Raw genomic sequence first — 13949 nt, forward strand, 5'->3', positions numbered from 1 at the left:
TCTCTTTCGATGCGTCAGCAGTGGTTCACACATGTTCGTCTTCTCGTCGCATACCTGACCCGTTATGACGGGCCTTTTGCCTCAACGCTCACGACGTTAGCTCTTTACTAACGCCGCTTGAGGTGGTTTGAACTCTCTGCCTGCTCAGCGAGTTCGGAGGGCCTACCTCCATCATGGGTAGAGCACGGTTCGTGGTGGCGACCTTCTACATCGTCATCACTTTCCTTTCAGGACACACGAAGCACCGATAGTTTTCCCTGGACCGAAATGACCTTTCGGGACTTTGCCAGCTCAGAACGTAGCTTCTCGTTCCCTCGTTCGAGTTCTCTTACTCGACCTCTTAGCGGATTAGTCTTTGGTCCCCGACTTCTCGAGAGGGCCTCTTGGCTCTGCTGGTTGATTATCTTGCGCCACTTAGGTGATCTGGGACGAGAAGAGTCCCTCTCGTCGCAACAGCGCACCCTTTCCTCCCTAGAGACAGGCGTCGTACTCTTTCAAGATCCTCGCCTTGTAGCTCGGGGAGAGCACTCGTCTTGTTGCCTTGGGTGGGAGGGTCACCTCTTTCGTTGTGTTGTCTTCCACCGTTTCATCGTAGATAGCCATGTGAACATCTATGCCTTCTCGCCCTCATTGATTTATTTTTCAAGCCGCGCACACACTGATACTGAGACATAGGGTAATGAAGAGTTTCATGATAAGTCCTAAACCATCCTTTGCTACGATAGGCGTTACGTTATAAGTACGCTTTCATAAAAGTGGTGCGGTGCAACGTTTCCTTTATCTGAAACGCCGCAAGTTCTGTAGCGATGCTCACAGATGCGCCAGCTATCAGGCTAGAAGTAGATCTAACAGCACCAATGCTACTGTAACTGCTAAAAGACCTGACACCACTGTATATGAGTGCCCTAGTTGTGAACAGCGGTACCTGAGCTTCAGAGATGTCCTGAGTGTATAACCTGTTCTGCTCTCGTATTGGACCTCAAGGCCCATGTCCACACTGTGATGAACCGGTTGCCTACTTGGATCTCGATAACTGATAGACACTCCACTTCCACTGTCAAGGACTAAATAAAGATCAAAAGTCAATGACAGTTCTATAACCATTTACTAAGATAGACGCAGTTCCAAAGACCCTATGGCCTATTTGCACAACTTTAGGCACACAACCGGTCTTCACCGACGATCATGGCAAGCGCTACGGGAAGCGGTTCGATAAGTTCCTCGAGCGTACATCGTCGGTCGATCTGGACGAAAGACGCAAGCCTAACGAACTCCACGCTGTGAGGAACAAGGCCCTCGCTCGTGGGGACACGGCCAAGGCCAGGCACATCAAGAAGAACAACCTGGGATACAAGAAACTCGACAACAGACGCAGGAAGCATCAAGCGGAATGTGCTCGATTGGTGGACACGGCCTACAACCAGTTCTTGCGCCATCGCAAAACAGGTCGCTTTGCTCAGGAACGCCTTGACTTCCGCGGTAAGGGAAAGTCCAAAGAAATGCCCAGGCGTACCGTAGAGATGCGTAATACGATCATCAACGAACGATCTCACTTCAAGGCATCGGCAGCCGGTTTCTGCCGACAGCGGGTCAACCCGGCCGGTCGTGTGCCTAAAGCTCACAACAATGTCCTCGTTGCGGTTATGTGCATCCAAAGAACCGTAATAGGGACAAGTTCGTCTGCCTCTTTTGCGGGTGGGTGGGCCATAGCGACTGGGTTGGAGCACAACCTGCGAAACAGGATGGATGATCCTAGTATCACCCTTTGGATGCCGAAGGGTCAGGTTCGGACCATCCTGCTCAGCAGATTCTCGCAACTAACTGGCGAAACACCCGATTGGAAGCCGCAAGGCCACTGTTGCGGTGTGGACTCTAGGAACCAGGCGACTATGGGCGCACATCCCGTGGGGGCGGAGACGCAAATGGGAGGCGACGTGGAAATGGTCCGGCCCGTCGCCGTCATCGACCACCCTGGTCAACCAGAGAGCGAACCGGCTGTGGAAATCCGCTGCCCCTCTAGTGATCCACTAGAGGGGACTCGTCCCGACAGCGGGAAAACCACAGCAGAAAAAACCGATGCACCCTGTTCATCACAGCTAAGGTGGTGATACCGCGTGCGTGATGCACAGGTGTAGATAGAAATTATGGAACAGTTGAAAGTCACAGATACTCAACACATAGCGGTTCGAGTTTTACGGGCGTCGTCGTCATACGCATCGAAAGAGGAGTCGCTCAAGATTGTAACCAATGAGCTGAGACTACTACCTATGGTATTGGATGTAGCAATAGTTCAAGTCCAAAGAGACGACCTCACGGTACTTCGTTGCAGCTCATTAGAGTTTGAAGATCAGATTCGTCAACTAGGCAAAGACCTCTCCAAAGAACGCTTCGATTCTCTGTTCAATTCATCAACGAGACCAGATGTCGAAGATGGTGACGATTCAGCATCGAGACAGAGATCGTTTCGAAGTCGCATCGTGTCAACAGGGCGAAAAACACAGCTTGCTTCTTTTCCAGTTGGAGAAGACCTAGCCTTGCCCACCTTCATCTTGTTATCCTCAAGAGCACCTCTTGAGCTTCTTACAGCGCAGTTGATGAAAGTGGAATACCTGTTTGAACTTGCGCAAAAGGTACTTCTGACTCAGAGTCACTCTGCATTAGATTCAGATATATCCAGAACACACCAGTTGGAGATACAGGGTTTTCGTCGAGTATTTCGCCACCTAGAGGTGCCAGCTCTCCTGGTCGATCAAGAGCACCATGTCCTGGAGGCGAACCAGGCCTTTTACTCCTTGAGCGAAAGTATCCCTAGTGAGGTCTTGGGAAGCACGATCGACGACTTCCTCGAGGTGAGGCCAGACCTTCCCGGCGTGGATGAGGCAAGTGACATAAAGGCTCTAGGGATTGACAAGTTATCCTCCATCTCTAAAGACCTTGCGGTACTTAGAACCAAACGGCCCATAGTGGTCACCTTTAAAATGACACCGCTAAAGATAGACTCGAAGGATCAAAACTCCTGTGTAGTTACACTTCAGGACTTTGACCAAGAGTACAGGACGCTTCTACGGAGCGTTGAGGACGCACAGCTGCTTAGAAACGCCGTAGCAGAGGCCCCTCTTCAGATCATCCTCGCACGTACATCGGGAGAGATGCTAGAAAGTGAGGGAAGAATCAACGAGATAGAGTCTGCTCTATCTCAGAAGCCCTTCGGAGCGGGCAACATCAAGCTATTACTGAAGGACTGGGGTATGTCCAGCTCCCAATGGGATTTAGCCGCTGGCGGAGTTCGGCAAAGATTTTCATTAGACGTGGGATCGGTAAGGCTGCGGGTATGGCTCTCCCTTACCGGGGGGGCACCTTGAGTCAGGAGAGTTTCAGGTATCTGTAGTCGTCGTAAATATATCGAAGACCCTGAAGGTCGAAGCGTTGCTTGGATTTCGAGAGAGCGCTGGTAGAGCCGTTTTGGAGCTATCAGAGAAGGCCGTAACATATCCAAATGGAGATGCGTGGTCAGAGGCGGTCCGTCAAGCAAGGTCGGCAGTGTACGAACAAGGCTCTATAGCGCGGCGTTATGTAGAAGATGACCAAGAGATGTTGAAAGCACTCGACAAGATCAACCTGCTTTTTTCCCTTCACATCTCACAGATCGAAGATGTGAGGCAAGGGGCGCTTGCTTCGATTCAAGAGCTCAACAGGCTATCGAAAATACATCCACAACTACTGACCTACAACCGAAGGACTCTGATCGAGCAGGTCGAGAAAGATGGCTTTGTCGGTCTCGGTCCTGAACTGGACTTTACCTTAGTAAAGTTATCCAACCTTGAGCGCATACGGGACTCTATCGGCGTCGAGAAAAAAGATGAACTCCTAAGATTAGTCATCGAGCGAGCCAGAGAGTACATCTCAGAGTCAGTAATGCTCTTCTCACTGTCGCCGGTAGAGTTAATGTTCGTCGCAACGTCTACCCCTAAGAACAGAGAGAATCTGTCTCGATCCATCCAGAGTTTCAAGGTACCTATGAGAAGTGGAGGACTCATGGCCTCCCTTACCTACAGCGCCTCGACTCTGACGGCCAAGAACTTTCATCCAATGCCGTTCTCCAGCTTGTACAACTCGTTGGCGTCACGCCTCGGAGAACCACAGGGAATGATCGAATCTATTCATGTAACTGAAACACCCAAAGACTCTAAGTGGAACTCCGCTATGAAAGCACTCAACAAAAAGGTAGCCAGCGGCGAACTAGAACCGCGCTTGGAGATGGCCGTAGAGATGCACAAGATGGAATTGAAACAAGTAGAGCTAAAGACTCCTTTGCGAGAGCTGAGTAGGTTGAACTCGGAGGATAAGACACCGATAGATCCGATTCTAAGTAGCGGGCTTTTCCTAAAGATCGAGAACCATGAACTCAAACACGCTCGCGCCCTGTCCGAGAGACTGAAGGTGGAAGTGGCTGTCAACGTAGCACCTGTCTCAATCGTGGATAAGGACCTATTGGAACGAAAGATTCAGAACTTGCAAGGTTCGGAGCTCTCTGCTCGGTTGGTCCTCGAGATATCAGAGAGATACCTCATGAACTTCGAACCACAAGAGCTACAAAGCGCTGTAAGACGTCTAAAGAGGCATGGGGTACGGGTGGGACTTGACGAGGTCGGGAGAGGCTTTTCATCGTTTCAGCTTCTTCACGAAGTCGAGTTCTCACATATGAAGATCTCCCCTGAACTCTACAGGGATGAACTTGGTCTCAACAGAGGCGGGGGGTTGGTCAAGCACATTGTATCTATGGCCAATTCTTTAGGTATAGTCCTTAGCGCAACTGGTATCTCGAGTCAGGAAGAGTGTCTGGCACTTTTGGACATGGGAGTCGCCTTACAGCAGGGATCTTATGTCTCAAAGCTCCTATTTGGGACTGACAAAGTCAAACTGTCAGAGCTACCGGTCCTGTTCAAAGACGGGTTCACCGACTACTTGAACCTTTAGCAGATTCGTACGCCCACTAACGCCAAATGGAATTCCTGCCACTACCAGCACAAGATCCCCGTTCTTTGCTAGCTTCATCTCAATCGTTTTGTTAACAGCCTCTAACATCGCTTCTTCTCCTCTAAAGCTAGAGTGCAACACGAACGGCGTTACTCCAAAGCTCAGGGTGAGCGATCCCGCTGCCTCCGCAGTCGCAGCCGCACCAAGCACCTCTACGTCTGGTCTGAACTTAGAGATCACCCGAGCGCTGTGACCAGACTCTGTAACCGCAACCACCGCCTTTATAGGCAGAGTGGAACAGATCTGCTGAGCCGAGAGTGCTATGGCATCAGCTACAGTATGGGTCAGTGGCAGAGGCCGCTCAAGGTGTGTCAGAGAGACATTTGTCAGCTCAGTCTCGGCTCGCCTTGCTATCCTATCCATATAAGAAACAGATTCAAGAGGAAACTCTCCCGCTGCTGTTTCAGCCGAGAGCATAATGGCATCGGTGCCATCAAAAATAGCTGTCGCTACATCTGTTGCCTCGGCTCTCGTCGGGAGAGGAGCATGTACCATCGACTCCAACATCTGAGTTGCCGTTATAACCGGCTTACCGATCTCGTTGCAGAGATGGATGATACGTTTCTGTTCTATGGGAACGTCTTCGGGGGCGATCTCGACTCCTAAGTCTCCCCTTGCCACCATGACTGCATCGGAGTTCATGATTATCTCACGAATCTCCTTCAAAGCCGAAGGTCGTTCTATCTTTGCTACCAGACGAGGTTTATTAAACTCTGAATGCCGGTTTACAACCTCACGGGCTTCGATCATATCGAACGCACTGCCGACGAAAGAAATGGCGATAAAGTCAAATCTTTCTTCACACGCAAACTCGATCAACTCCTTATCCTTGGGAGTAAGTGCTGGAATCTTCACGTGTGAGTCAGGAAAGTTGACACCCTTTCTCGGAGTAAGGGTTCCAGCTATAGTAACACGAGCTGCCACAGCGCCCCCAGAGATAACCTCAACTACCTCCGCCTGGACCACCCCATCAGCAAAACTGATCCGATTTCCAACCTGAAGTTGCGAAACAACCCCAAGGGTCGTTGTTGAAACCATCGCGTCGACGTGTCCAATGGGCGTAACGTGCGCAAGGCTGTCTGACTCGACTACGCCGATCAGTTCGTCTTCAGATAGTTCGAGCACCGGAGCCGATAGATCTGTTATTCTCAGCTTTGGGCCTGGGATGTCAGCCAAGAGTCCAACAACCTTGTCCAGTCTTCGAGCAGCCTTTCGTACGTTTGCACATATTGTTCTGTACTCGGCTCTACTTCCATGGGAGAAGTTCACCCTGGCAACATCCATACCAAGTCTTATCATCTCCTCCACGATCTCAGGGGCGAAGGAGCTCGGGCCAATTGTGCAGACTATCTTTGTCTTTCGCATAACACGTTCAAACTACCCCTTCAAATGACTGATCGACTGGCGATTCACAAATTCTCTCCGACTTTTTGCCTATAAGACACATGAGTTGGATAACGGTCCTCAAGCAAGCGCCGAGGTTGTCATAGAGGCAAGAACGAGCACTCCTCCAACTAATGCAAAGTAGCTCGGGTTTAGGTGATCTATAAGCACAGAAAATAGGAGTGCAAATAAAGGTTCCAGGTTATACACAATAGCTACCTCGGTCGAGGGCATGTATCGCTGAAAGTGTGTTTGGGTAACAAGTGCGAGCGCAGTTGCGATAGCTCCTCCAATAAAGATCGCAAGCAACACCTCACCCTGATCGAAACCCACAAGCGAACGACCAAGAGGAGCAGTCTCAAGAGGTGTAAAGGAGACGATCACCGAAAAAACCGTCACGATCGCTACTTCTACCGCAACCACACTTATCGGATCTAGCTCTCTTGGAAGCTTCTCTGTCAATACGATCTGCAATGCGAAGGCAACCGCACACATAAGAGTGACGAACTCCCCGCCTAGGTTTGCAGATGATAAAGGATAAGAGAGAAGGTAAAGGCCTGCGACTCCTATGAGAGCAGCCACGATATGTAGGGGTTTTACCCGGGCTCCTAGCACCACCGCAGCGATCGGAACGATCGCAACTGAAAGACCCGTTATAAACCCAGACGTCGCAGGCTCTATGACTCTGAGTCCAAGGCTCTGGAGACAGTAGCCCAGGAAAAGTGCAATACCTGCCAAGTACACTAAGGGTTCTTTGATCGCTAACTTTAGTTGGTTCCACCTAACGAGAGATGCATAACCAAAAAGCAACACCGTGGCTAGCAGGAACCTAAGAGCTAGAAAGAAAAATACCCCAACGAATCGAAGTGCATCTTTGTTCAAGACGAACGTCGAACCCCACACTGCACAGATTAGAGATAAAGATACTCCCCCAGCGACCTTGGAGGTCATGTAACGTTGTATCGCAGACTTCCTACGATGGGTCGCCTCCGTCATTTTGCTTCGTTCACGGTACTACTTTAGTACACCCGCAACCAAGTTCTAGTTATACAACACGGCAGATCCAGCAACGATATATTCAAAAACAAGGTGGTGCCGCTCGAAAACAACTTATGACCACACATAACTACTCACTTAGGTACCTTGCGGTTCGGCAGTGCCTGCCCACAAGCTACTATGTTCGGGGAAGAAGGGGGAAGATGTCAAAGATTTCAGGTATTCCGGGAGCATCTCAAGTACTTGAGTTCAGCGAGAAGATTATCTACCTAGTAATAGCGATCACCTTGGTGGTGATGTCCGTGATATCCCTCATTAGCTCAACTAAGGCTTTGGCAAACGTCGTTGTCCACGGAGATGTCATATTAGGCCTTACATCGGTTTTGAACGATATCTTGTTCGTAATCATCTTGATGGAACTCCTCGGAACAGTGATCACACATCTCTCCGAGGGAGGGTTCCAGCTCCGACCTTTCCTTATCATCGGCATAATCTCCTCAGTCCGAAGGGTTTTAGTCCTAGGAGCACAGCTTTCAACTACAAGACGACTCTCAACGGTAGCGTTCGACCACGCCCTAATCGAGCTCGGTGTGGACGCGACGATAGTGGTCATCCTTACCGTTTCCCTCTTTATTATCCAAAAGATACGAAGTCAGTCGACAAAAAAGGAGAACGAGACTCTCTACGGAGAGTTAGAGACGAAGATGGGATCACAGCACTAGAGAGACCCAAACAGTATAGCCTGACTTGTCTCTGAGCTAGAGAGTCGCAGCTTAACACCTGATAGCCTTGAAGAAAGCCTCTCAAAGATGTAATGTTTACTCAAACTACAAGGTTCAGATTGGAGTTATCCGTGGAGCTGGAGATTAAAGTTGAGTCGACAACGACCTCTTACGCCGAAGAGCGTCAGGAACGCAAACTACATCTCGCTGCCGCCTTTCGGCTCTTTGGAAGATTTGGATACGACGAGGGTGTTGCCGGTCACATAACGGCGCGCGATCCAGAGGATCCAGACGTTTTCTGGGTCAACCCATTTGGCATGGACTTTTCTTTGATTACCCAGCGCGAGCTCATTGCAGTCAACTCAGAGGGTGAGGTTGTAGAGGGACGTGGGTCTTTGAACTCGGCTGCGTTCGCCATACACTCCCAGGTTCACAAAGCACGACCCGATGTCGTTGCAGCAGCACATGCACACTCCATGGCGGGAAAGGCGTTTTCCTCCCTAGGCAAACTGCTCTCCCCCATAACCCAAGATGCGTGCGCCTTCTATGAAGACCACGCTCTCTTCGATGACTACACGGGTGTTGTGTTAAGTACTGAAGAAGGACAGAGGATATCTCGCAGTCTGGGGGATAAAAAGGCTGTGATACTACGAAATCACGGTCTCTTGACCGTCGGACAAAGCGTGGGAGAGGCTGTATGGTGGTTCATTGCGATGGACCGGTCTTGTCAGGCTCAGCTCATGGCCGAGGCCGCTGGAGTACCAGTTGAGATCTCCCACGAGATGGCTATCCTGACTCGATCCCAAGTGGGCTCACATATCGCAGGTTGGTTTAGCTTTCAGCCACTCTTAGCTAGGGCGTTACACGAAAGTCCTGAGCTGCTAGGCTAACCACTTGATCTTTAGTGGTTAGCCGGCTGGTCAAATGTAAGTCTTGGTTTCCGTGCCGCTAAAGCCTCGTCGACTCGACGCGTTGGGGTATTTACCGGAGCCTCGTGGAGCTGACTCTGACCCTCTTTTGTAGTCGCCAACTCAGCTAACGCATTTAGCCTCTCCGCTAATACAATCAAGGTTTGAAGCGACTCGGTCTCCGTAGGTTCCATCATAAGCGCCTCGTCCACAACCAACGGGAAGTACACGGTTGGGGCGTGAAACCCGTTGTCCAATAGCGCCTTTGCAATGTCTAGCGCCTTCACGCCACCTTCTTTTCGGAGTCGCTGTGCAGACGCCACGAACTCGTGCATACAGGTCTGGCTGTAGGGTATATCGTACCGCTGCGAAACCATCTTCCTTAGCCAGTTTGCGTTCAAGACTGCATATTGAGACACTGCTTTCAAACCATCAAAACCGTTGTACAGCATGTAAGAGAGTGCTCTCGCCAACACCACAGCATTACCAAAAAATCCGTGCACCTTACCGATCGAGGCTTGGGGCGTGACCCATCGATACCTTTCGATACCGTCCTCCATGACAAGGGCAGGCTTTGGTCCGGGGAGGAATGGAGCTAGCTCAGCGGTTACTGCAACCGGTCCCGCCCCAGGACCACCCCCACCGTGAGGGGTGGCGAAGGTTTTATGGAGGTTTGAGTGGACTATATCAAAGCCCATGTCGCCCGGCCTAGTTATACCGATAATTGCGTTCAGGTTTGCTCCGTCGTAGTACATAAGGCCGCCAACTGAGTGCACAGCCTCTGCTATCTGATGGATCTCTTCTTCAAAGAGACCCAAGGTGTTGGGGTTTGTGAGCATCATGCCCGCCACGTCGTCGTCTAGAAGCTTTCTCAGATGCTCAAGGTCTACTAGTCCTCTATCGTTGGAAGGTACGGTAACCGCCTCATATCCCGCCAGGGTTACAGAGGCCGGATTAGTCCCGTGAGCAGAGTCCGGAATGATAACCTTTGTGCGCTTTCTTCCGTAAGAACGATGATAGGCCCCCATTATCAAAAGTCCGGTTAGCTCGCCAGCTGCTCCAGCCGCTGGCTGGAGCGTGGCTTCTGCCATACCGGTTATCTCGCATACGTAACGTTCAAGCGTAGCCATTAACTCAAGCCAACCTTGAGCGTGAGAGTCAGGGGTCAGTGGGTGGATGTCGTAAAGACCACTTGTCGTTGCAACCTGGTCTGCGAACTTTGGATTGTACTTCATGGTGCAGGAACCAAGTGGATAAGCACCCAGATCAACCGCATACTGCCTTGATGATAGCCGCGTGAAATGTCCCACAAGGTCTCGCTCAGAGACCTCAGGAAGCTCCACTACTTTTTCTCTAAGTAAAGACTCTGGTACCGTCTCTTTAGGGTCCCTAACAGGTACCTCTTGAGTTCTAAGAGAAAAGGCTGTTCTACCTTTGGCGGAGAGCTCGAATATCGTGGGCTCAGCGCTCTTACCCATCAGAGGTACTGAGCTAGCATCCCCACCTGCGTATACCTTATCTTGCACTTTCGATTACCTCTGTTAGTAGATCTACAAACCTGTCCATCTCACCCTTCGACCGTTTCTCAGTCGCTGTTACTATAAGCAGCTCCCTGGTCTCGCCTGAGACTTCGATCTCTCCCTTTACACCCGCAAGGAAACCTCTTGTTGCCATCTCTTCTATGACATAGTCGACTGAGACCGGAAGTTCGAGCGACGCCTCCCTAAGATAGGTTCGGTTTCGCAGCGAGACCCCCTTTATCGAAGTGAGCTTATCCACGAGATAGCGCGTGTTGTCATAACATCGATGGGCGGTATTTACAAAGCCCACCTTACCGAGCCATGAGAGATAAATCGTCGCCCAGATGGCCATCAGGGTCTGATTGGTACAGACATTAGAGGTGGCTTTCTCGCGTCTTATATCCTGCTCTCGAGTACGTAGCGTCGTAACATAGGCAGTCTTGCCCTCGAGATCGACTGTTTCTCCTACGAGTCGTCCTGGTATCAGCCGGGTAAAACGTTTGCTGGTTGAAAACAACCCCAAGTACGGACCCCCGAAGGATAACGGAACCCCAAATGGTTGTCCCTCGGCTACAGCAACGTCCGCGCCGAGCTCACCAGGGCTTTTTAGGAGGGCCATCGCTACGGGATCGTATGCAACGATTAGAAGTGCTCCGATGCGATCGCAATACTCTCTAAACAAAGAGAGGTTCTCGATTACACCAAAGTAGTTTGGATATCCAACAACTACAGCTGCCACGTCCTGTGGTAGGCTCTCCTCCCGTATCTGAGTCTCTAGATCAGGACTCAACAAAAGCCGATTCAGCGTCAGACCTGTTCCTTCTGCGAAGGTCCTTGCGGTCTCGACGTACCTTGGATTTACTCCGTCTGACACAAGTATCGTCGAGCGTTCGGTGGCAGCACAAGCCAAATTAATGGCCTCCACAAGGGCCGAGGCACCATCATATAGAGACGCATTTGAGATCTCAAGACCCGAGACCCTTGAGATCAACGTTTGAAACTCGAATAAGGCCTGCAGGACCCCTTGGGCAACCTCGGGCTGATAGGGAGTGTACGCAGTAACGAACTCGGACCGAAATCCCAGAGTCTTGAGGACCGAAGGGATTTCGTGGTCGTATGCACCTCCTCCAGCGAAGGACACGAGCGGCTTCGATAGGTTCAGATTCCTTTGAGCAAATGCGCTCATGGTATCGAGCACTTCGAACTCTGAGACACCGGCGGGAAGATTGAGTTCACGCTTTAGCCTTAGATCGCTATCTATTAGATGAAAAAGTTGATCCAGAGAATCGAGCTCTAGATCGTCGAGCATCTTTTTCGTTTCAGCTTCACTATGTGGAATGAAAGACGGCATCGCCCGCTCCTTCCTTTCTAAATACTTCAGACGGTACCTGCGAATCAGCAATTCTTAGCGGTTGTTGTCCTTGCGTCTCTGTCTTTCATCCTAAGAGTTCTTTGCAATAAATGGTAAATTGACTACCTCAAATGGAAGTTTGTTTCCACGCGCCTCTATGAAAACTTCATCTCGAAATCGCAGATCTTGGTAGGAGTAGATCAGGGCTATGGCCTTTGAAAGAGAAGGAGAAAAGTTTCCAGAGGACACCCACCCGATCTCGCCGTCCTTCCCAAAAACCTTCATGTGAGAACGCACGGGTTGGCGACTTTGAGACATAAGACCATAAAGAAGGAACCGGGGACCACTCTCTTTGCGCTTTAGGTAGGCGTCTCTGCCTATGAAGTCTCCCTTTGACAGGGAAACGACCCACTCCAATCTGGCCTCAATGGGTGTTATCCCTGGACCAAGCTCATTTCCGTGCAATGGTAGAGCTGCCTCTAGTCGTAAGGTGTCACGCGCTCCAAGACCGGCGGGAACTACCCCTTCTTCGAGCAATCGACTAAAGAGCTTTACGGAAGCCTCGTTTTCTATCGAGATCTCTACACCGTCCTCGCCGGTGTAACCGGTACCGGCTACCAGGATCTCCACTCCTTCAAAGTTGTAGTGACCGACCCGAAACCGACCGACTCCAGCCGACTCAGGTATGACCTTAGCTAGCACATCTCGAGTCTTTGGCCCTTGTAGCGCCAAGATAGATCGGGTCTCAGTGGTATCTTCACCGCCGATACGCTCCCTCACCCTCTCAGTGTTAGAAGCGTTGGGCATCACAAGAAATCTCTGATCATTGTCCCACCAAACAATGATGTCATCTAACACAGAGGCGTCCTGTCCGTCGAGAAGGTGGGTGTACTGCGCTCTCCCTGGAGTGATCTTGCCAAGGTCGTTACTTAGGTGCCGCTGTAGCAGGTCGAAGGCGTCGATGCCCTTCACCTCGACAGTTCCAAGATGACTAACGTCAAATACCACTGACCTAGATCGACACGATAGATGCTCTTTAAGGGTTCCAAGGGGGTAGGATAAGGGCATCTCCCAGCCACCGAAGTCCACCATCTTGGCGCCTAAGGATATGTGGAGGTCATACAAAGCACTGCGTTTCAACGTCACGTGTCGATAATAGCAGTCTCAGAAAGAGTTGCGGAGTTACCGATGCTAAAAGGAGTTTGGTTTCACCACCAAATAAAGCTAAGTTTCGTTATCTTTGTTCATTAGGAGGGATCTCTTACTCCAAGACAAAGCTCTCTGCGAGATACACACTTGCCGAGACCCAGCAAGGGTTTCAACGGTTGACACGGAGATTTTGCTCCATGGTCGTGAATGTACGAAAACCCTAAAGTGGGCAACATTCGAACTTTAAACAGCCTTAGGCATGGGTTCGAACAGACTTGGCTGAACCTCTTGAGGACTACGTTCTTTCAGTCGAGATATGTCGACTTCAAGTTCCCTTATCATAGTATTGTAGGGCACGACAACAACCGCGTCAGAGAGACCTGCGCCTAGACGTTCGATGAGAACATCTAGAGCGAGCAAAGCCACCGACTCGTGCGAGACGACAAGGTAACTCGAGCCCTTGGAGTCTGTATCTAAAACAGACTTCGTCTTCGCAAGAGCCTGGCGAATAGCAGGAAGAGATAGTCCGGCATCAAGAAGCCTCTTCACCAACTTTAGCCAAAGGAGATCCTGGAAGGAGTAGAGGCGTTGGGAACCTGAGCCGTTAGCGTCTTCCACTGAGGGCACCACAAGACCAGTCCTAGCCCAGTAATCGAGCTGGCGATAGGTTATCTTAACCAGCTTACAGGCTTGTGGTCCACGGAAACTGTCTTTATCTCCTTTAGAAGATGAGTCCATGGACCCAACTCCGTTCTTGTCGTTTCTCATAGCAGCCTCTCCTTTGATGGAGAATTTAGTTACACAATTGTTATTGTATCGCAAATTCCAGTAGCGACTCTCACTTCATCGGACTACTTTGCCTAGTCCTAAAGACGATCTTTTT

13 protein-coding genes are annotated in these 13949 nt (G+C 50.5%); 5 read left to right on the forward strand and 8 right to left on the reverse strand.

The window, feature by feature from the left end:
* Positions 1–471: 471 nt before the first annotated feature.
* Complete coding sequence (locus BUA24_RS13145) at positions 472–603, reverse strand: hypothetical protein (RefSeq protein ID WP_272867284.1); 132 nt, start codon at positions 601–603, stop codon at positions 472–474.
* A gap of 551 nt (positions 604–1154) precedes the next feature.
* Positions 1155–1622, reverse strand: a complete 468-nt coding sequence (locus BUA24_RS12785) for a hypothetical protein (protein WP_143146388.1) — start codon at positions 1620–1622, stop codon at positions 1155–1157.
* Between the two features lie 23 nt (positions 1623–1645).
* Here BUA24_RS12785 and BUA24_RS13340 point away from each other — a divergent pair, with 23 nt between their 5' ends.
* The 3 genes from BUA24_RS13340 to BUA24_RS04725 all read left to right on the forward strand — a co-directional run bounded on the left by BUA24_RS13340 (position 1646) and on the right by BUA24_RS04725 (position 4977).
* On the forward strand, positions 1646–1750 hold the full coding sequence (locus BUA24_RS13340) for a hypothetical protein (RefSeq protein WP_084660204.1): 105 nt from the start codon (positions 1646–1648) through the stop codon (positions 1748–1750).
* 394 nt (positions 1751–2144) lie between these two features.
* Positions 2145–3362: a nitrogen regulation protein NR(II) gene (locus tag BUA24_RS04720; RefSeq protein WP_072789312.1), complete on the forward strand. Its 1218-nt coding sequence runs from the start codon at positions 2145–2147 to the stop codon at positions 3360–3362.
* Between the two features lie 64 nt (positions 3363–3426).
* Positions 3427–4977, forward strand: a complete 1551-nt coding sequence (locus BUA24_RS04725; protein ID WP_072789314.1) for an EAL domain-containing protein — start codon at positions 3427–3429, stop codon at positions 4975–4977.
* On the opposite strand, the gene pyk is transcribed toward BUA24_RS04725, so the two are convergent.
* A complete protein-coding gene (gene pyk, locus BUA24_RS04730) occupies positions 4930–6402 on the reverse strand; it encodes a pyruvate kinase (protein WP_072789317.1) in 1473 nt (490 codons plus the stop codon). The two genes, BUA24_RS04725 and pyk, sit on opposite strands and share 48 nt — an antisense overlap.
* A 99-nt stretch (positions 6403–6501) precedes the next feature.
* A complete protein-coding gene (locus tag BUA24_RS04735) occupies positions 6502–7416 on the reverse strand; it encodes a DMT family transporter (RefSeq protein ID WP_084660205.1) in 915 nt (304 codons plus the stop codon).
* A 203-nt stretch (positions 7417–7619) separates the two neighbouring features.
* On the opposite strand from BUA24_RS04735, the gene BUA24_RS04740 reads away from it, so the two are divergent.
* Both BUA24_RS04740 and BUA24_RS04745 read left to right on the forward strand, forming a co-directional pair.
* On the forward strand, positions 7620–8138 hold the full coding sequence (locus tag BUA24_RS04740) for a phosphate-starvation-inducible PsiE family protein (protein WP_072789323.1): 519 nt from the start codon (positions 7620–7622) through the stop codon (positions 8136–8138).
* Between the two features lie 119 nt (positions 8139–8257).
* A complete protein-coding gene (locus BUA24_RS04745; RefSeq protein WP_245790303.1) occupies positions 8258–9028 on the forward strand; it encodes a class II aldolase/adducin family protein in 771 nt (256 codons plus the stop codon).
* A gap of 11 nt (positions 9029–9039) precedes the next feature.
* On the opposite strand, the gene gcvPB is transcribed toward BUA24_RS04745, so the two are convergent.
* The 4 genes from gcvPB to BUA24_RS13150 all read right to left on the reverse strand — a co-directional run bounded on the left by gcvPB (position 9040) and on the right by BUA24_RS13150 (position 13834).
* Positions 9040–10572, reverse strand: coding sequence for an aminomethyl-transferring glycine dehydrogenase subunit GcvPB (gcvPB, locus tag BUA24_RS04750; RefSeq protein ID WP_245790306.1), 1533 nt, complete (start codon positions 10570–10572; stop codon positions 9040–9042).
* On the reverse strand, positions 10562–11917 hold the full coding sequence (gcvPA, locus tag BUA24_RS04755) for an aminomethyl-transferring glycine dehydrogenase subunit GcvPA (RefSeq protein ID WP_072789329.1): 1356 nt from the start codon (positions 11915–11917) through the stop codon (positions 10562–10564). The genes gcvPB and gcvPA overlap by 11 nt, the downstream gene beginning before the upstream one ends.
* A 90-nt stretch (positions 11918–12007) precedes the next feature.
* Complete coding sequence (gene gcvT, locus BUA24_RS04760; RefSeq protein ID WP_072789332.1) at positions 12008–13063, reverse strand: glycine cleavage system aminomethyltransferase GcvT; 1056 nt, start codon at positions 13061–13063, stop codon at positions 12008–12010.
* A gap of 246 nt (positions 13064–13309) precedes the next feature.
* Positions 13310–13834: a MerR family transcriptional regulator gene (locus tag BUA24_RS13150; RefSeq protein WP_072789335.1), complete on the reverse strand. Its 525-nt coding sequence runs from the start codon at positions 13832–13834 to the stop codon at positions 13310–13312.
* Between the last annotated feature and the right edge of the window lie 115 nt (positions 13835–13949).

It is taken from the genome of Ferrithrix thermotolerans DSM 19514, assembly GCF_900128965.1.
GTDB lineage: Bacteria > Actinomycetota > Acidimicrobiia > Acidimicrobiales > Acidimicrobiaceae > Ferrithrix > Ferrithrix thermotolerans.